This window comes from Citrobacter europaeus, from assembly GCF_037482245.1.
In the GTDB taxonomy this organism is placed as follows: Bacteria; Pseudomonadota; Gammaproteobacteria; order Enterobacterales; family Enterobacteriaceae; genus Citrobacter; species Citrobacter europaeus.
Genome location: NZ_CP148084.1, coordinates 3,115,666 through 3,133,314, shown reverse-complemented (window position 1 = coordinate 3,133,314; position 17,649 = coordinate 3,115,666). Strand labels below are relative to the sequence as shown.

Here is a 17,649-nt window from a genome sequence, read left to right as displayed (position 1 = left end):
AGAGCACTCAGGATTCCGGAGGTACCGACATATGGCGGTATTTAACCAGAATGTCATTATCAACCTGTTTCTTGTCCTGCAAATCCCACAATCCGCGATCAATCCCATCATTAATCAGGAAGATAACACCGGTTTCGATTGCTGACATCAGACACAGCATGACCGGTTCGTTAGAGGTGTAACCAATTTCACCTTCCAACAGTCGCTGGTAGTCAATGAAACGGAATACCCCAGCCTGTACTTCATAAGATAAAATAGTTTTGCTGGTATTCACCGATGAGAGAATTTCGCCGGTGCTGACGTTAACCACGCGCAGGTTCACCGCTATCTGGTCGAGCTGGTATTGCGTATCGGCGCCAATACCGAAATAGCGTGCACCAACACCTCCCGATTTAACGTTGCTTTCATAACCAATAATTGACCCTTCCACCATGACGTTTGCTGCGGTCAAAGATTGCAAAGGGATGCGGTTATTAATGGCAACAGTGCCGTTTTCCTGAGCCGCACGAATGATTTTTCGTTCGTTAAGCAGGTTCTGTAACCCCTGACGTTCAAGTGGGACGAACCAACGAGAATCCTTCAACGCGGTGACTAGCATAGCCGTTGCGCTTTGCGGGACGGCGGTTGAGAAGTTACTCGCAGGGTAAGGTTTAAACTGACCCGTTTCATCCTGGATATTGTAAACCGACACAAAGATCTTACCTGTAGGCATGGGCAGATGCGTCAAGTCTTTATAGCTTTGGGCTCGGGGCATTAATGTCGGCTTAGCGGCTTCTTGCGGCGGGGCTGTTAGACATCCGCTGAGTAAAATTACTGCCACCATGATAAGTAAGCGCTGCATGATTTTTTCCTTTCGTGGCTATAATTTAGAAATCGGTCGACTGATTTTGTAAACCCGACACTTCGATAGTCGACGTTCTCCCCGTTTTCCTGTCCGTGACATTAAGTTGCAGTTGCCCATCCCGGTTGGCGATATCAATGATAAAATCATTGGTTACCATCCTCCCCGGCTTACCGGTATTGATATTGGTGAGTAAGCCACCGAGTATTTGCGACTGTATCGCCTGGGTAAAGTTATCCAGCGCAGATGGCGTTTCAATCCCGAAATCATCGCCACTCGGATCTTTATACGAGTTTTGTGCCTGGGCGCTGTTGAGTAAAAAAGAACCGTTGTTTGGGTTGCCACCAAAGTTAGGGTTGCGGAACTGGAACGTCATATTTCCGGCCCAACTTAATGGTGAAATCAGCATGAGCAAAACCACTGCATGTTTGACACGCATGAAAGCCTCCGGACAAAATCATGTTTTAGAATTCATCGCGCGCTAAATCGCTCGTGCTTAATAGTGTTTGATCTATTTGCCGACGATTTAATGCTTCCTCAGTTTCTGCCAATGCAAAGACCACAATTTTGTCGAAGTCTCTTTTCGTCGGGAATAAAAAAGTCTGGAAGATAACGTCCTGATTGACCGTTATGGTGATCCAACTTCCCCAACGTGCACTGGGTCTTTCATTAATGGTTAAGTTTCCTGTGTACTCGCTTTCCCACTTGTCACTAAAGGCCCGGTAGAAATCATGGCCAATGGAAGAGACCGTGTGGTCAGTTAACAGTCCGGGAACCTCCACCTCTACAGCCGCGTGTAGATTCCCGGCAGCAAAGAGCAAATTTGCTGCCACAATCCAGGTCAAATAGCGTTTCATGGCTTTATCGCCTGAGGTTATCATTGGCCCACGAGACCGCCTGCGTACGATTTTTGACAGCTATCTTTTTGAAAAGATTATAAAGATGTGTTTTCACCGTATTTTCACTAATAAATAGTGAACGTGCGATTTCAATATTTGAGGCACCGATACGCAGTTTATTAAGGATCTCTTTTTCACGGTGAGTAAGTAATGCCGACTCCGTGCTGTTATAGCGGTAGTTCCCGGAATGCGTGATTAGGTAGCTGGCTAGCTTTTGCGAGAAGTAGCATTCGCCACGCAACACCCCTTGCAATCCGCTGACTACACGCTGTTCATCTTCAGTTGCGTAGAATACGCCATTGATGTGCGGCCAGTTTTCAATATCCCGGTAAGGATAATCATCTGGGGTATTCAACAATAAAGTCTTTATATTGTTGTTTTTTCTGCTCAAATTATCTTGCCAGTAATGGATCAGTTTTTTATCTGCCTCCATCATATCCAGTAAAACAATGCAGCTGGAGGAAATATCATCCAGAGAACGTTGAATATTATGTAGTTTTCCGGTTAACGCCAGCGACTGCTTTAAATGCTGTAATAACGCAGTTGCCTGCAGGGATGGTTTAGTGATCAACAATAATGTATGACCATGAATACTATGGACTTCATTAAACATGATGAAACTCCACTTTTTAGTCGCACACCTGACAGCTGTCTCTACTAAAATAGAGGCACCAGAAGTACTGACAGATGTTGCACTGCTGTGTAGAAATAAAATATCGACCCAATGGGGTGAAAATATTAAAACAAATGGACTTCAACTGATTTCAATCTAGCTATTACAAATCTTAAAGCAAGTGTTAAACATGTAACTGGATGTAAATTTATATATTAAATTGTGATTTTTGGGTTTTTGTGTAGTTTAGATTTGATAGTAAAGTTGTACATTTTAGCGTTATTGCATAGATTTAAAAAATCATACAAATTATAATATGTTGTTGATTTTTAATGGTTAAAACTATAATTAGATGGTTTTAGATTTCTAATGAATTCTGATCTTTTTGTCTCACTTTAAGTTGAACAATTTTAGATAGAAAAAAATGATGCTTGTCACGACTTGTACCGAGCACTATCCCGGAACCATCTGCAAGGCCCAGAAAACGCGGGAGAGGCGTTTTTTTGTTACTGCATAGAAATTCAATCTTCAGGTTACAGAAGAAATAAAAAACAGCGCAGTAACGGTGTTCTCTGCTGTTAATTAGTACTTTGGTGTGAATCTGGATATAAAAATACAACTGGCGGGTGAGTTATTTAAAATGTTTCAACGGACATACTCTTCATCGTAACGTGGCGTTAACAAATGTAAGTCACGTTAACAACAATTTGAGTGGTAAATAATTTAACCTTATGTACGACCAGGTCCAGGGTGACAACATGAAAAACAAGTTGTTATTTATGATGTTTACAATGCTGGGTGTGCCTGGGATTGCATCCGCAACAAGTTATGACTTGGCTAATTCAGAATATAACTTTGCGGTAAATGAATTAAGTAAGTCTTCATTTAATCAGGCAGCCATTATTGGTCAGGTTGGCACTGCGAACAGTGCAAATATTCGCCAGGGGGGCTCGAAGTTATTGTCGGTTATTTCGCAAGAAGGTTCTGGTAACCGAGCGAAAACAGACCAGACTGGATCATATAACTTTGCATATATTGATCAAACGGGTAGTTCCAATGATGCGAGTATTAAACAAGGGTCATACGGTAATACGGCGGTGATTATCCAGAAAGGCTCTGGTAATAAAGCCAATATTACTCAGTACGGTACACAAAAAACAGCAGTTGTGGTGCAGAGACAGTCGCAAATGGCAATTCGCGTTACTCAACGCTAATCCATTAACGACGTTTAAATCAATCCGATGGGGGTTTACCATGAAACTTTTAAAAGTGGCAGCATTCGCAGCAATCGTAGTTTCTGGCAGTGCTCTGGCTGGTGTTGTTCCGCAATGGGGCGGCAATCATCATGGTGGCGGTAGTAACTATGGCCCGGACTCTTCAATGAGTATCTACCAATATGGGACTGGCAACGTAGCGAATGCTCTGCAAAGTGATGCTCGTAAATCAGATGTCACCATCACACAAAACGGGCGTGGCAACGGGGCTGTAGTGGGTCAGGGCGCTGATGACAGTACCATTAACCTGAAACAGACTGGCTTCCAGAACAGCGCTACTATCGATCAGTGGAATGCTAAAAATGCTGATATTAGTGTAACCCAGTTCGGTGGCCGTAACGGTGCGCTGGTTAATCAGACTGCATCTGACTCCAACGTTCTGATCCGCCAGGTTGGATTTGGCAACAACGCCACAGCTAACCAACACTAATTCAGTTTTATGACTGATAATAAACAGGGCGTGAGCCCTGTTTTTTTTTCGGGAGAATAAGATGCATACGTTATTACTCATTGCCGCGCTGGCAAATCAAATAACATTTAATACAACTCAGCAAGGTGATATGTACACCATTATTCCTCAGGTGACGTTAACTCAACCTTGCGTATGTGAGGTACAAGTCCTTGCCGTACGCAAAGGGCAGGGGGGACAAAGCCAATCGCAGCAGAAAACAAGCCTTTCGGTCCCTGCTAATCGGCCGATTGAATTAACCAAACTGAGCTTTAATATTTCACCTGAGGATTCGGTCAAAATTATCGTTACCGTTTCAGATGGGCAGTCTCTGCATCTATCACAACAATGGCCTGACTCAAACAGTCATCCATAATTTTTTGCTTTATTTGCATTAAGGGTGTGGCTGGGAATGCGGTGCTGTTCTATGAATATAGAAACGTGTGAACGTTTGTATTTGATCGTTAATCGCAGCGGTGAAGGATCATTTCGATCCCTCAAGGATGGCTAATCATTGAGGAACCCTTATGTGTACATTATTAAAGCGTATTTTAAGTGCCAGTTTGTGTACTTTTTCTCTTTTGACTCTCCCCACAATGGCGCAGCAAATCACAACCGGCGGGGTTATTCATTTTCGCGGTGCAATCGTTGAATCGCCTTGCGACGTGAACACCCAGCAGCAGCAAATTGAATTATCATGTATGCGTGACGGCACTACCCGGAATAGCCTCTACAATCAACAACAGCTCGCGACAACCTCTCAGAACGTGCAACAAATTGCCACAGTCAAAATGCACTACCTCAATGAACAAAAAAACATGGCAATTCTTAATATTGAATATAAATGAGTCGCTGTGGCGTAGATATGCACACTTGCGGTTAAAAAGTGAGATTTCAAGGAAAACCCTGCTGTACACTTAACGAATAGTGTTTTGTCAGGGGGTACTTATGCAATCGCGTGTTCATGTGTTACATGGCGATATTACGACGGTCGCTGTTGATGTGATTGTCAACGCGGCCAATTCATCACTACTGGGCGGCGGTGGCGTTGATGGCGCGATCCATCGCGCTGCCGGACCCGCATTATTGGCGGCCTGCAAACAGGTAATCCAGCAACAAGGAGAATGTCCGACGGGGCATGCGGTTATCACTCTGGCGGGGGACCTTCCGGCAAAAGCGGTCATCCACACCGTAGGACCTGTCTGGCAAGGTGGAGGTCATCATGAGGCCGAACGACTCGAGGAAGCTTACTTAAACACGCTGCAACTGGCCCTGGCTAATGGGTATCAATCCATTGCTTTTCCGGCGATCAGCACCGGGGCTTATGGCTATCCCCGCGCCGCAGCGGCAGAAATAGCGGTAAAAACGGTGTTGAAATTTATTACCCGCCGCGCACTTCCTGATCAGATATACTTCGTGTGCTTTGATGAAGAAAACGCTCAACTTTATAAGAGGTTGCTAACACAACAAGGCGATGATAACACGGACTGATATGACCCGACTTGAGCGCGCCATTACGCCACTTTGCGAAAACCACCCGGGAGAATGCGGCATTCTTGCGTTGGATGATAGCCTCGATGCGTTTGCAGCTCGCTATCGGTTAACGGAAATGGCGGAACGTACCCTTGATGTGCAGTATTACATCTGGGAAAACGACATGTCCGGGCTATTGCTATTTTCCGTTTTGCTGGCTGCGGCGAAGCGGGGCGTCCGGGTGCGTTTGTTGCTGGATGATAACAACACGCCAGGTCTGGATGACACGCTGCGTCTGCTGGACAATCACCCTAATATTGAAGTTCGCCTGTTTAATCCCTTTTCCTTTCGCATTCTGCGCGCGCTGGGCTATTTAACCGATTTTGCCCGGCTTAATCGTCGCATGCACAATAAAAGTTTTACCGCTGACGGTGTAGTGACTCTCGTTGGTGGGCGTAATATTGGCGATGCCTATTTTGGTGCGGGTGAACAACCGCTGTTTTCCGACCTGGATGTCATGGCTATCGGACCGGTTGTCAAAGATGTTGCGGATGATTTCGAGCGTTATTGGCGCTGCCGCTCGGTTTCAACGTTGCAAAACGTGCTTGAGATGTCTGAGTCAGATTCTGTGCAACGTATCGAGCTACCCGAATCCTGGTATAACGATGATATTACCCGTCGCTATCTGCATAAGCTGGAAACCAGCCAGTTTATGTCCAGTGTCGATCAACGTTCGCTGCCGCTGATTTGGGCGAAAACACGTTTGCTGAGCGATGATCCTGCAAAAGGAGAAGGGAAAGCGCCGCGCCACTCGCTATTACCGCAGCGTTTGTTTGACGTGATGGGCTCGCCAACCGAACGTATTGATATTATTTCTGCCTACTTTGTGCCGACTCGCGCCGGCGTGGCGCAGCTCCTGAGACTGGTAAGAAAAGGCGTCAAGATTGCTATTTTAACCAATTCACTGGCGGCGAATGATGTGGCGATCGTCCATGCTGGCTATGCGCGCTGGCGAAAAAAACTGCTGCGCTACGGTGTAGAATTGTACGAACTTAAACCGACCCGCGATCGCGTTTCGGTCGTTCACGATCGTGGATTAACAGGTAATTCAGGCTCCAGCCTGCATGCGAAAACGTTCAGTATTGACGATCGCAAAGTGTTTATCGGCTCGCTTAATTTTGATCCCCGTTCGACGCTACTCAATACGGAAATGGGATTTGTGATTGAAAGTGAAGTGCTGGCCGGATTGATTCATAAACGGTTTATGCAAAGCCAGCGTGATATGGCCTGGCAGCTGCGCCTTGATCGTTGGGGAAGAATTAATTGGGTCGACCGACTTGCCGGCAGTGAACAGGTATTAAAAAAAGAACCCGCCACAGGATTCTGGAAGCGGGTTCTGGTAAAGCTGGCATCCGTGTTACCCATTGAGTGGCTGCTTTGAGCCACACGATGAATGCGAGAAAATCTAGCCTGCCACGGCCTTGTTTTTATCCTGCTTCACGGGCGGTTTACCCGAGAAGAGAAACTTCAGCAGCGGTATACGTAAATGGATTTCGTACAGTATGACCGCAATCCCAACCACAAACAGCAAACCGCAAAGAAAACCCAGCAGATTCGACGAGATATGCGGTGTGATGTAAGCGCCAAAAAACAGCGTTAACGGGTGGTGCACCAGATAGATAAACAGCGACGCGTTGACAAAATAGGTCACGCGGGCCGACTGGAAATTAAGCAAACGGTGACCCAACGAAAAGACGACGTTCACCATCCACAGTCCCATGACCATGGTAATGACATATTCGGTTTCATACATCCAGGCATCACCATTGCCGTAACGCTGATTGAGCAGGTATGCAACAAATGCGAATGCAGCGCCCAGGGTGCAACCGCGCGACGGCGTGGTAAACAACGCCTTCAGATTCGGGTTGATAAACGCCAGTGCGCCGAGCATAAAGAAAGGCACATAGAACAGCGTTTGCATAACGATAAAATTGAACATGCCATCGCTGAGAATCGAAGGGTAAAGGATGAAAATCGTCCTTCTGACGGCGGCATAGCCGACACCCAACAAGATAAAAATCAGCGTTAATTTAGTCATTGACACCGCAGGCGCGCTGGCGGAATCGCTTTGCGTAAGCCTGTTTTTCATCAGGGTGAACACCCACATGCTCACGGTTGTTAACACCACCAGAACCAGTAAAAACCACAGATGGGAAATCAGCTCCCAGGCCAGCGCATTGTACTTATCGTAACCGCTGAGAGTATGCCAACTGTCTGCTTTTCCCTTTACATATTGCAGCATGATAAATTGCGGCAGCGTAAGCAATGGAATCGCAGTGAGCATTGGGATCCCCACGCGTTCTACACGCACCTTCCACCAGCGCTTTAAGGGATAGCGCAAAAACAGCATGTAGGAAAAATAACCTGAAATGACAAAGAAGACCTGCATGCGAAAAGCGTGGATAAAGTCGTTAAACAGAGTCAACCACCACGACGGTTCCGCGCTGTTCACGTGCCAGGTGTGGGTCGAGTAAATCAATGAAATATGGAATGGGATCCCTAACAACATTAGCCAGGCACGGATGGAATCAAGAAAATATTCGCGTGGTGGTGATACAGAGCTCATAGACAGTTATGTATTCTCAGACTTTTCGTCTTATCCCTAAGACGAATAATGGTTACATTCGAGGGCAACCCTACACGAAGTCCAACAACCTGTCTCCAGGATAAGCACGCAAAGTGAAAACAGGTAGTTGAACCTGATTAAACCATGAGCCAGCGCGCGAACAATACAGGGATTCAGTTGTCGGAATACCCGATTATCCATTAAAATGGATCGGATCAATATAAGCACACAAAGGGGGAAGTGCTTACTAATTATGAAACATAAACTACAAATGATGAAAATGCGTTGGTTGGGTGCAGCAGTTATGTTAACGCTGTACACATCATCGAGCTGGGCGTTCAGCATTGATGATGTTGCAAAACAAGCTCAATCCTTAGCCGGTAAAGGCTATGAGGCGCCAAAAAGTAACTTGCCCTCCGTTTTCCGCGACATGAAATATGCGGATTATCAGCAGATCCAGTTTAACCGCGATAAAGCTTACTGGAGCAATCTCAAGACCCCATTTAAGCTCGAGTTCTACCACCAGGGTATGTACTTCGACACACCGGTCAAAATCAACGAAGTTACCGCCACCGCGGTGAAAAGAATCAAATACAGCCCGGATTATTTTAATTTTGGCGATGTTCAGCATGATAAAGACACGGTAAAAGATCTCGGTTTCGCCGGGTTCAAAGTGCTGTATCCGATCAACAGCAAAGATAAAAACGACGAAATCGTCAGCATGCTCGGTGCCAGCTATTTCCGTGTTCTGGGTGCCGGCCAGGTCTACGGTCTGTCTGCGCGCGGTCTCGCGATTGATACCGCTCTGCCTTCTGGCGAAGAGTTTCCCCGCTTCCGTGAGTTTTGGATCGAGCGTCCGAAACCAACTGATAAACGTTTGACCATTTATGCCTTGCTGGATTCTCCGCGTGCAACCGGAGCGTATCGCTTTGTCATCATTCCTGGCCGTGACACGGTAGTTGATGTTCAGTCCAAAGTTTATCTGCGCGATAAAGTAGGCAAGTTGGGCGTAGCACCGTTAACCAGTATGTTCCTGTACGGACCAAACCAGCCTTCTCCGGCGACTAACTATCGTCCGGAACTGCATGATTCTAACGGTTTGTCTATCCACGCTGGCAACGGCGAGTGGATTTGGCGCCCGCTGAATAACCCGAAACATCTGGCGGTCAGCAGCTTCGCCATGGAAAACCCGCAAGGTTTCGGCCTGCTGCAGCGTGGCCGTCAGTTCTCTCGTTTTGAAGATATCGACGATCGATACGATCTGCGCCCAAGCGCCTGGATCACGCCAAAAGGTGACTGGGGTAAAGGTAAGATTGAGTTAGTTGAAATCCCAACTAACGATGAAACTAACGATAACATCGTTGCGTACTGGACGCCGGATCAACTGCCAGAAGCCGGCAAAGAGATGAACTTCAAGTACACACTGACGTTCACGCGTGATGAAGACAAGCTTCATGCGCCTGATAGCGCCTGGGTACAGCAGACTCGTCGTTCTACCGGTGATGTAAAACAGTCCAACCTGATTCGTCAGCCTGACGGTACCATCGCGTTTGTGGTGGACTTTACCGGCACAGATATGAAAAAGCTGCCGCAGGATACCCCGGTTACCGCACAAACCAGTATTGGCGACAACGGCGAAATCGTTGAAAGCACCGTGCGCTACAATCCGGTATCTAAAGGTTGGCGTTTGATGCTGCGCGTGAAAGTGAAAGACGTGAAGAAAACCACTGAAATGCGTGCTGCCTTGGTCAATGCCGATCAGACGCTGAGTGAAACCTGGAGCTACCAGTTACCTGCCAATGAATAAGACAACTGAGTATATTGACGCAATGCCGCTTTCGGATATCGAAAAAGCGGCACTGCCGAAAACTGACATCCGCGCCGTTCATCAGGCGCTGGATGCCGAGCATCGTACTTACTCGCGCGAAGATGATTCACCGCAGGGTTCTGTAAAAGCTCGCCTTGAGCAAGCGTGGCCGGATTCTCTGGCTAAAGAGCAGTTGGTTAAGGATGATGAGGGCCGCGATCAACTGCAGGCGATGCCAAAAGCAACGCGTACCTCTATGTTCCCCGATCCCTGGCGTACCAACCCGGTTGGCCGTTTTTGGGACCGTCTGCGTGGGCGCGATGTGACTCCGCGTTATCTTTCTCGGTTGACGAAAGAAGAACAAGAGAGTGAGCAAAAATGGCGTACCGTAGGCACCATTCGCCGCTATACGCTGTTGATCTTAACTCTGGCGCAAACGGTCGTAGCAACCTGGTATATGAAGACGATCCTTCCGTATCAGGGGTGGGCATTCATTAATCCTGTAGACATGATGGGGCAGGATTTGTGGGTCTCCTTTATGCAACTGCTGCCCTACATGCTCCAGACCGGCATTCTGATTTTGTTCGCCGTGCTTTTCTGTTGGGTATCAGCGGGATTCTGGACCGCGCTGATGGGCTTCCTACAACTGCTGATTGGGCGAGATAAGTACAGCATCTCGGCCTCAACGGTTGGTGACGAACCGCTGAATCCCGAACATCGTACGGCATTGATTATGCCTATCTGTAACGAGGACGTAGACCGCGTATTTGCGGGACTTCGCGCCACGTGGGAATCGGTCAAAGCAACGGGCAACGCTGAGCATTTCGATGTTTATATCCTGAGCGACAGCTACAATCCTGATATCTGCGTGGCAGAACAAAAAGCATGGATGGAGCTGATTGCCGAAGTGCAGGGCGAAGGGCAGATTTTCTATCGCCGTCGTCGTCGTCGTGTGAAGCGTAAAAGCGGCAACATTGATGACTTCTGCCGCCGCTGGGGAAATCAGTACAGCTACATGGTCGTGCTGGACGCGGACTCCGTGATGAGCGGCGACTGTCTGAGCGGGCTGGTGCGCCTGATGGAAGCGAATCCAAATGCCGGGATTATTCAGTCTTCACCGAAGGCTTCCGGTATGGATACACTGTATGCACGCTGCCAGCAGTTTGCGACCCGTGTTTATGGACCGCTGTTTACCGCCGGGCTTCACTTCTGGCAATTGGGTGAATCGCACTACTGGGGTCATAACGCGATTATTCGCGTGAAGCCGTTTATCGAGCACTGCGCACTCGCGCCGTTACCGGGCGAAGGCTCATTTGCGGGCTCGATCCTCTCCCATGACTTCGTGGAAGCGGCATTGATGCGTCGTGCTGGTTGGGGCGTGTGGATTGCCTACGATCTGCCGGGCTCTTATGAAGAGCTGCCGCCGAACCTGCTGGATGAACTCAAGCGTGACCGTCGCTGGTGTCATGGCAACCTGATGAACTTCCGTCTGTTCCTGGTGAAGGGGATGCACCCGGTTCACCGCGCGGTGTTCCTGACTGGCGTTATGTCCTATCTGTCGGCACCACTCTGGTTTATGTTCCTCGCGTTGTCGACCGCATTGCAGGTGGTGCATGCGTTGACTGAACCGCAGTACTTCCTGCAACCGCGTCAGCTATTCCCAGTATGGCCGCAATGGCGACCTGAACTGGCAATCGCGCTGTTTGCCTCAACGATGGTCCTATTGTTCCTGCCGAAGTTGCTGAGTATTTTGCTCATCTGGTGTAAAGGAACGAAAGAGTACGGTGGGTTTATCCGCGTTACGCTGTCGCTGCTGCTGGAGGTTTTGTTCTCCGTCCTGCTGGCGCCGGTGCGTATGCTGTTCCATACCGTCTTCGTCGTGAGTGCTTTCCTCGGTTGGGAAGTGGTGTGGAATTCGCCGCAGCGTGATGACGATTCGACCCCGTGGGGTGAAGCGTTTATGCGTCACGGGTCTCAGTTGCTGCTGGGGCTGGTGTGGGCGGTGGGTATGGCCTGGCTGGATCTGCGTTTCCTGTTCTGGCTGGCGCCGATTGTCTTCTCGCTGATCCTGTCGCCGTTTGTGTCCGTTATTTCCAGCCGCTCTACGGTTGGGTTACGTACCAAGCGCTGGAAGCTGTTCCTGATCCCGGAAGAGTATTCTCCGCCGCAGGTGCTGGTGGATACGGATACCTATCTGGGGATGAACCGCAAGCGTACGCTGGACGACGGCTTTATGCATGCGGTGTTTAACCCGTCATTTAACGCACTGGCAACGGCAATGGCGACTGCGCGTCACCGTGCGAGTAACGTACTTGAGATTGCCCGCGACCGCCATGTGGAGCAGGCGCTGAATGAAACGCCGGAGAAACTAAACCGTGACCGCCGCCTGGTGCTGTTGAGCGATCCGGTGACGATGGCGCGTTTGCACTATCGCGTCTGGAATTCACCTGATAAGTATTCTTCATGGGTGAATTACTATCAGGGGCTGACCCTGAATCCGCTGGCGCTCAGGAAAAAATAAGCGTTATATAATGTGAAAATACCGGCCTGGTGCCGGTATTTTTTTATACTGAATAAAAGAGGCGGGAGATATCAGGTGCGAATAGTAGCAGTAGGGATTATGGTGATCTTCCTGAGCGGATGCGGCAGCATTATTAGCCGAACTATCCCAGGACAAGGGCACGGAAACCAATACTATCCTGGTGTGCAATGGGATGTACGTGACTCCGCGTGGCGTTACGTCACCATCCTCGACCTGCCATTTTCGCTGGTATTTGATACGCTGCTGCTACCGCTCGACATTCACCATGGACCTTACGAATAACTATCGCTCGTCCCATTCATCGGCTGCGGTCTGACCTTCTTCGGTATCCAGGGGAGGCTCCAGCTGGAATTCACCTTCATCCCATTCGTGAAGCGTGTTTTCTTCCTGCCACTCCTGACGAATCTCAATTTCATCGTAGTCACCATCAAAAACACTTTGCGCGGCTTCGCCACTCAACATTGGCAGGCATTCACCATCTACATCATCCTCGTCAGCAAAGAATTCCGCCTGCCACATAATGTCACCATCCTGTAGCACGTATTTTTGGACGCTTAGCTGTTGAACGCTGGCGTCGTCTGACTCAAGGTCAGGGTTATCAGCCAGAAACACTTCCCGAGCCGCATCAATAGCCTCTTCCAGCGTGGCATAAAAATTCATGTCATTCTTTGCCATATTCCTTCTCCTAAGGCGAACAATAAAGGGTGATGATTCAATCTATAGACGGCGATTCGCAGAGCGTCAAACCCGTTGGCAGCGTGGCTAACTCAATCAGATGATCACCGCCTGCAATGTCTATGAAGCTGGATAAAAGTAATCTCGGTAGTTTATGCAAAAATTTACATTGGCAGATACTGAAGTCGACGTAATATCAGGAAAAAAAATCAAGAAAAAATAGTAATGTATGTGGTTTGCAATGTAGTAATGAAAATCAAAAAAATAAAAGCGGACGTCATATAAGAAAACCTTTATCACCAACAGGCTTTTGCTAAGGTTTTGTGTGGATTCCTGCAGGCAGTCATGCACTGAATTTTTTATAACACTCTTAAATCAAAGGAGAAAATTAATTTTACGGTCGGGAGTATTGCATATGCAATTATTGAAAAACAATAAACCAGCAAGCATCAATGGTAATGCTAAGGTATCCTTAGTGTATGGACTTTGTTAACGCTTTGATGAGCGTTTCAAAAGCATACATAATAATAGATGATTAATACCAGATGTTATAAATCTATATAAAATCATTAATTTGGGAATGAATCAATATCATTGAACTTGTGCTGTTATAATGTTTGCAAAAATTAATGCTTTAATATATAAAATGCAAAATTAAGAATTCTCCTAAGGTTGTTATGGATAACAGTAATTCAAATAATGGAAGGTTGATGGCTTTCTATGTAATCTGTTTGGCTGGTTATATTCTTGGGGGGGTGTGTCTTACACAATTTAAATTAACAATACAGAGTGTACCGCAAACAGTATATTTAATTATAATTGTAGGGCTATTCTTTTTATACGGAATAATTTTCCTGTTTATGTTGTTCCAGTATCTTTGTAGAAAAGATCTCACCTGCTTAATGATACTAGGAATGGCATTTCTTGGGAATGATGTTTTTTTTGCTGAGACTATCTACATCGTTCAGAATTTGATTAATGACAATGTTTCGATCGAAAAAAGAACAAACGATATTGCTATATTCTATTATTTTCGACAGGTCAGTTTTATAGCATTGTTATTCATATCTTTAAAGTCTTACAAAGAAACTTCGACAGTTATTGAAACCAACGAAAGAGAACCTTGCTATATCGTTCTGGCTTTTTTAATCATGCTGGTAATCGCTGTTGTGGCGCACATTCTGGCCAGTTACAACCCTAATTTTACAATCGAGATCACAAGCCTGAAACCTGATAATGTCACGGTGCACTGGCATATTGGGTATATTTATTCACTTATTGTGTCCTGGAGTCTGGTTCTGTTGTATTTAATCATTAAAACCAGAATGAAAAATATATTGTGGAAAAGCATAGGGTTGCTGTGTTGCTCGGGAATATTAACCAACGTACTACTTCTGAGTCTGGATGAATACAGCATGTATATTTGGTATGTCAGCAGGGGCATTGAGGTAATAAGTACCCTGTGTATAATATCAATACTTATGTACAACACCTTCATCATCCTGAAAAAAGAAACGGATTCAGCTATTAAAGACGCAATGACGAAAATATATAACCGCAAACTGTTCTACAGGTCATTAAAATCAGCGTTAGCAAAAGGCGTAGTGAGTGTAATGGTGTTGGATATTGATAAATTTAAACGGATTAACGATACCTACGGTCATCAGGAAGGTGACAGAGTAATAATCAGTGTTGTCAATATTATCAATAAATCAATTAGGGATACGGATATTTTTGCAAGGGTAGGTGGCGAAGAATTTGCGATCCTGCTTAAGTGTAACGATAAAGATGAAGCTATTGTGATAGCGGAACGAATTAGACGGAATATTGAGAATGGTACGGCAATACCAAATGCGTATGAGTTGAAAGAAAAAATGACGATAAGTATTGGCGTATATTGTAGCAAAACTGATGATGAATCAGCGGACAAAGTCGTTTCATATGCAGATGCTGCGCTGTATGAGGCCAAAAATACTGGCAGGAATAAGGTATGTTACTATTACAATTAAGACTTAAATGAGTGTCGGGTGAAAAATATCATTCGATTCTGAGATGATAAATACACTCAAATCATCCTGCGGCCTCAGGACTCCGGCGACGGCGCAGGCTATTCCATGAGTAGAGGGCGTTAAATAGTACGACGCCCGCGGTCACACAGAAGACGGCGCGAAAACCATAGTTGGCAGATATCGCCGCCCCCATTAATGGTCCTGTTACGTTGCCGATGTCGCGAAATGACTGGTTATAACTGAAAATCCGCCCGGCGATCTGATTCGTTGAGTTATAGACCAGCAGCGTTTGTACCGCCGGGAGCAAAGCCCCATCGGCGGCACCCAATAAAAAGCGCAGAACCCCCAATTGCCAGGGCGTCTGTACGAATGACATTGGAATAAGCAACAGCACGGAGATGACCAGAGCCACAATCAGGATCTTCTCGGGGCCAATTCGATCACCGAGTTTGCCAAGCCTTGGGGCGCTTATTAACGCAGCCACACCCGGAACGGAGGCAATCATCCCGCTGATAAAAGCGATGTTACTGACGTTACCAGCCAGCTCGCGAACGTATAGCGTCAGAATGGGCGCAATAGAGCCGGTTGCTACCTGAATGATAAGCGTAGTGACAAACAGGCTCAGCACCAGTTTTGGGTTCTTTAAAGAGGTTACCACTTCGCGAATGTGCAGCATCTCTTTCTTGCTTACCGCCTGGAAACGCTCGCGGATAAAAAATAGCGTCAGGATAAAACAAACCAGCAGCACGCTGGCAGTGATGAAAAATACCGGGCGTAAACCGTACTGATCCGCGAGCAGCCCGCCGGCTAACGGTCCGAGCAGCGCGCCGCTGACGCCTCCGGTTGAGAGCGTACCCAGCGCCCAGCCGCTTTTGTTGCGCGGAACCTGGGTAGCGATCAGCGCATTAGCGTTGGGAATGAAACCGCCGAGCAGACCCAACAGGGCGCGCAGGATCAAGAACTGCCAGATATTTTGCGCCAGGCCCATCAGCAGCATCACAATAGCCATGCCCAACGCGGAACGCAGCAGCATGATTTTTCGCCCTTTGCGATCGGCAAGGCCACCCCAGAAAGGAGAGGCGATGGCGGAAAAGAGAAACGTGATGCTGAAGACCAGGCCTGACCACATGTTCAGGGCGCTATGACCCGTGACGCCCAGACTCTCGACATAGAGCGGCAAAAAGGGCATAACCAGGCTAAATGCTGCGCCGGTTAAAAAACAACCCAGCCAGGCAACGGTGAGGTTGCGTTTCCAGTTTATGGGAGCATCTGAGGGTGACATAGCGTTCCGCAGTGTGACGCGCTGTTTGCGCTATCGATTGAATATAAGTAAGCAGACTAATTATGCGCCTGGTTGATAGTTGCTGCAATGCGGATAGCAGTTAAACCTAAAGCGGGCAGGGAAAGTGTTGCAGCCCTCAGGGCTGCAACAGCGATTTAATACAGGGAAGGGGAGCCTTCGGGGCGCGTCTTGAAGCGACGGTGCAGCCACATGTACTGCTCAGGAGCCATCATGATGCATTGCTCAACAATCTTATTCATCCACGCAGCCGTAGTTTCCGCGTCGTCTAACGGCGGAGAACACTCCGGAGGCAGCATAATCAATTGATACCCTTTACCGTCAGGCTTGCGGCGAGGAACAAACGGGACCAGACAGGCATTGGACATACGCGAAAGCATCCAGGTCCCGGAGGTCGTTGCGGCTTGTTCAACAGCAAAAAGCGGTACGAACACGCTGGCGCGAGGACCGTAGTCATGATCCGGCGCATACCAGACCACTTCGCCTTTTTTCAACGCTTTAATCATTCCTTTCAGGTCTTTACGGTCGAGCATTGATTTATTCGAACGCATACGGCCCCAGGTTTGTAGCCAGTCGAGCAGCGGGTTGTCGTTAGGGCGATACACACCAATACCTGGCTCCTGCAAACCAAACTGACGCGCACCCAGTTCAAGGGTCAAAAAGTGCAGACCCACCAACAAAATTCCCCGCTTTTGTGCCTGAACGTCGCGGATATGCTCCATCCCGATAACTTCCGTCCAGCGTGAAATACGCTTGTCGGACCAAAACCAGGCCATTCCGGTTTCCATCACGCCCATGCCAACGGACTCAAAGTTTTTGACGATCATCTGCTGGCGTTCCTGCTCGCTCATCTGCGGAAAGCACAGTTCCAGATTGCGGGATACAATTTTTACCCGACGTTTCATCAAACGTAACGCCAGGCGACCTAATGCGCAGCCCAACTTATAAAGAATCGGGTAGGGTAACTGCACGATTAACCAAAGGATGCCAATGCCCAGCCAGGTTAACCAATAACGTGGATGCAGTAACGCAGCCGAAAACTTGGGTAAATTCGTCATGTCTATCCTGTCTTCAAACGACCAATTCCCTGTATTGTCGCATTTTTTCGTGCATTTCAAAAATTTGTGACGGGAGAACGGTGA

The 17,649-nt window shown here is 47.5% G+C and carries 18 protein-coding genes; 10 read left to right on the top strand and 8 right to left on the bottom strand.

Annotated features, from left to right (window positions below; translation table 11 throughout):
- Nucleotides 1-7: 7 nt before the first annotated feature.
- Genes csgG through csgD form a run of 4 tightly spaced genes read right to left on the bottom strand, consistent with a single transcriptional unit; the run spans nucleotide 8 to nucleotide 2,353 of the window.
- Nucleotides 8-841, bottom strand: a complete 834-nt coding sequence (gene csgG / locus WHR59_RS14865; RefSeq protein ID WP_003036082.1) for a curli production assembly/transport protein CsgG — start codon at nucleotides 839-841, stop codon at nucleotides 8-10.
- A gap of 25 nt (nucleotides 842-866) precedes the next feature.
- Nucleotides 867-1,280 (bottom strand): curli production assembly/transport protein CsgF, encoded by a 414-nt coding sequence (gene csgF, locus WHR59_RS14860; protein WP_043015872.1) that lies wholly within the window; start codon nucleotides 1,278-1,280, stop codon nucleotides 867-869.
- 25 nt (nucleotides 1,281-1,305) lie between these two features.
- Nucleotides 1,306-1,698, bottom strand: a complete 393-nt coding sequence (csgE, locus tag WHR59_RS14855) for a curli production assembly/transport protein CsgE (RefSeq protein WP_043015873.1) — start codon at nucleotides 1,696-1,698, stop codon at nucleotides 1,306-1,308.
- A gap of 4 nt (nucleotides 1,699-1,702) precedes the next feature.
- Entirely contained in the window at nucleotides 1,703-2,353 is a 651-nt protein-coding gene (gene csgD / locus WHR59_RS14850; RefSeq protein ID WP_003036091.1) for a biofilm master transcriptional regulator CsgD, read from the bottom strand.
- A 758-nt stretch (nucleotides 2,354-3,111) separates the two neighbouring features.
- Between csgD and csgB the strand changes: the two genes are divergently transcribed.
- The 6 genes from csgB (at nucleotide 3,112) to WHR59_RS14820 (ending at nucleotide 6,989) form a co-directional block, all read left to right on the top strand.
- Entirely contained in the window at nucleotides 3,112-3,567 is a 456-nt protein-coding gene (gene csgB, locus WHR59_RS14845) for a curli minor subunit CsgB (RefSeq protein WP_043015874.1), read from the top strand.
- A 40-nt stretch (nucleotides 3,568-3,607) separates the two neighbouring features.
- A complete protein-coding gene (gene csgA / locus WHR59_RS14840) occupies nucleotides 3,608-4,057 on the top strand; it encodes a curli major subunit CsgA (RefSeq protein ID WP_043015875.1) in 450 nt (149 codons plus the stop codon).
- 61 nt (nucleotides 4,058-4,118) lie between these two features.
- Nucleotides 4,119-4,451 carry a curli assembly chaperone CsgC gene (csgC, locus tag WHR59_RS14835; protein ID WP_043015876.1) on the top strand — a complete coding sequence of 111 codons (333 nt, stop codon included), beginning with the start codon at nucleotides 4,119-4,121 and terminating at the stop codon, nucleotides 4,449-4,451.
- A gap of 151 nt (nucleotides 4,452-4,602) precedes the next feature.
- Nucleotides 4,603-4,923, top strand: coding sequence for a type 1 fimbrial protein (locus WHR59_RS14830; RefSeq protein ID WP_043015877.1), 321 nt, complete (start codon nucleotides 4,603-4,605; stop codon nucleotides 4,921-4,923).
- 100 nt (nucleotides 4,924-5,023) lie between these two features.
- The gene (gene ymdB, locus WHR59_RS14825) at nucleotides 5,024-5,566 is read left to right on the top strand and encodes an O-acetyl-ADP-ribose deacetylase (RefSeq protein ID WP_047412151.1); all 543 of its coding nucleotides are present in this window, start codon (nucleotides 5,024-5,026) and stop codon (nucleotides 5,564-5,566) included.
- Complete coding sequence (locus WHR59_RS14820) at nucleotides 5,550-6,989, top strand: phospholipase D family protein (protein WP_087050875.1); 1,440 nt, start codon at nucleotides 5,550-5,552, stop codon at nucleotides 6,987-6,989. The genes ymdB and WHR59_RS14820 overlap by 17 nt, the downstream gene beginning before the upstream one ends.
- 24 nt (nucleotides 6,990-7,013) lie before the next feature.
- Here WHR59_RS14820 and mdoC read toward each other — a convergent pair whose 3' ends face one another.
- Nucleotides 7,014-8,174, bottom strand: a complete 1,161-nt coding sequence (mdoC, locus tag WHR59_RS14815) for a glucans biosynthesis protein MdoC (RefSeq protein ID WP_199994865.1) — start codon at nucleotides 8,172-8,174, stop codon at nucleotides 7,014-7,016.
- A gap of 271 nt (nucleotides 8,175-8,445) precedes the next feature.
- Here mdoC and mdoG point away from each other — a divergent pair, with 271 nt between their 5' ends.
- From mdoG to WHR59_RS14800, 3 genes are all read left to right on the top strand, one after another.
- Entirely contained in the window at nucleotides 8,446-9,981 is a 1,536-nt protein-coding gene (gene mdoG, locus WHR59_RS14810; RefSeq protein WP_087050897.1) for a glucans biosynthesis protein MdoG, read from the top strand.
- On the top strand, nucleotides 9,974-12,502 hold the full coding sequence (mdoH, locus tag WHR59_RS14805; protein ID WP_087050873.1) for a glucans biosynthesis glucosyltransferase MdoH: 2,529 nt from the start codon (nucleotides 9,974-9,976) through the stop codon (nucleotides 12,500-12,502). The genes mdoG and mdoH overlap by 8 nt, the downstream gene beginning before the upstream one ends.
- A 99-nt stretch (nucleotides 12,503-12,601) precedes the next feature.
- Complete coding sequence (locus WHR59_RS14800; protein ID WP_233592435.1) at nucleotides 12,602-12,805, top strand: YceK/YidQ family lipoprotein; 204 nt, start codon at nucleotides 12,602-12,604, stop codon at nucleotides 12,803-12,805.
- On the opposite strand, the gene WHR59_RS14795 is transcribed toward WHR59_RS14800, so the two are convergent.
- On the bottom strand, nucleotides 12,806-13,183 hold the full coding sequence (locus tag WHR59_RS14795; RefSeq protein ID WP_043017882.1) for a MysB family protein: 378 nt from the start codon (nucleotides 13,181-13,183) through the stop codon (nucleotides 12,806-12,808).
- Nucleotides 13,184-13,875: 692 nt separating this feature from the next.
- On the opposite strand from WHR59_RS14795, the gene WHR59_RS14790 reads away from it, so the two are divergent.
- On the top strand, nucleotides 13,876-15,207 hold the full coding sequence (locus WHR59_RS14790; protein WP_080625402.1) for a sensor domain-containing diguanylate cyclase: 1,332 nt from the start codon (nucleotides 13,876-13,878) through the stop codon (nucleotides 15,205-15,207).
- Nucleotides 15,208-15,268: 61 nt separating this feature from the next.
- Here the strand turns inward: WHR59_RS14790 and mdtG are convergent, their stop codons facing one another.
- Nucleotides 15,269-16,489 carry a multidrug efflux MFS transporter MdtG gene (gene mdtG, locus WHR59_RS14785; RefSeq protein ID WP_043015885.1) on the bottom strand — a complete coding sequence of 407 codons (1,221 nt, stop codon included), beginning with the start codon at nucleotides 16,487-16,489 and terminating at the stop codon, nucleotides 15,269-15,271.
- A gap of 155 nt (nucleotides 16,490-16,644) precedes the next feature.
- Nucleotides 16,645-17,565: a Kdo(2)-lipid IV(A) acyltransferase gene (locus tag WHR59_RS14780; RefSeq protein ID WP_043015886.1), complete on the bottom strand. Its 921-nt coding sequence runs from the start codon at nucleotides 17,563-17,565 to the stop codon at nucleotides 16,645-16,647.
- Between the last annotated feature and the right edge of the window lie 84 nt (nucleotides 17,566-17,649).

Excerpts from the sequence above, each read along its gene's own strand:
- csgG (WP_003036082.1), bottom strand. The coding sequence starts at position 841 with ATGCAGCGCTTACTTATCATGGTGGCAGTAATTTTACTCAGCGGATGT.
- csgF (WP_043015872.1), bottom strand. The coding sequence starts at position 1,280 with ATGCGTGTCAAACATGCAGTGGTTTTGCTCATGCTGATTTCACCATTA.
- csgE (WP_043015873.1), bottom strand. The coding sequence starts at position 1,698 with ATGAAACGCTATTTGACCTGGATTGTGGCAGCAAATTTGCTCTTTGCT.
- csgD (WP_003036091.1), bottom strand. The coding sequence starts at position 2,353 with ATGTTTAATGAAGTCCATAGTATTCATGGTCATACATTATTGTTGATC.
- csgB (WP_043015874.1), top strand. The coding sequence starts at position 3,112 with ATGAAAAACAAGTTGTTATTTATGATGTTTACAATGCTGGGTGTGCCT.
- csgA (WP_043015875.1), top strand. The coding sequence starts at position 3,608 with ATGAAACTTTTAAAAGTGGCAGCATTCGCAGCAATCGTAGTTTCTGGC.
- csgC (WP_043015876.1), top strand. The coding sequence starts at position 4,119 with ATGCATACGTTATTACTCATTGCCGCGCTGGCAAATCAAATAACATTT.
- WHR59_RS14830 (WP_043015877.1), top strand. The coding sequence starts at position 4,603 with ATGTGTACATTATTAAAGCGTATTTTAAGTGCCAGTTTGTGTACTTTT.
- ymdB (WP_047412151.1), top strand. The coding sequence starts at position 5,024 with ATGCAATCGCGTGTTCATGTGTTACATGGCGATATTACGACGGTCGCT.
- WHR59_RS14820 (WP_087050875.1), top strand. The coding sequence starts at position 5,550 with ATGATAACACGGACTGATATGACCCGACTTGAGCGCGCCATTACGCCA.
- mdoC (WP_199994865.1), bottom strand. The coding sequence starts at position 8,174 with ATGAGCTCTGTATCACCACCACGCGAATATTTTCTTGATTCCATCCGT.
- mdoG (WP_087050897.1), top strand. The coding sequence starts at position 8,446 with ATGATGAAAATGCGTTGGTTGGGTGCAGCAGTTATGTTAACGCTGTAC.
- mdoH (WP_087050873.1), top strand. The coding sequence starts at position 9,974 with ATGAATAAGACAACTGAGTATATTGACGCAATGCCGCTTTCGGATATC.
- WHR59_RS14800 (WP_233592435.1), top strand. The coding sequence starts at position 12,602 with ATGGTGATCTTCCTGAGCGGATGCGGCAGCATTATTAGCCGAACTATC.
- WHR59_RS14795 (WP_043017882.1), bottom strand. The coding sequence starts at position 13,183 with ATGAATTTTTATGCCACGCTGGAAGAGGCTATTGATGCGGCTCGGGAA.
- WHR59_RS14790 (WP_080625402.1), top strand. The coding sequence starts at position 13,876 with ATGGATAACAGTAATTCAAATAATGGAAGGTTGATGGCTTTCTATGTA.
- mdtG (WP_043015885.1), bottom strand. The coding sequence starts at position 16,489 with ATGTCACCCTCAGATGCTCCCATAAACTGGAAACGCAACCTCACCGTT.
- WHR59_RS14780 (WP_043015886.1), bottom strand. The coding sequence starts at position 17,565 with ATGACGAATTTACCCAAGTTTTCGGCTGCGTTACTGCATCCACGTTAT.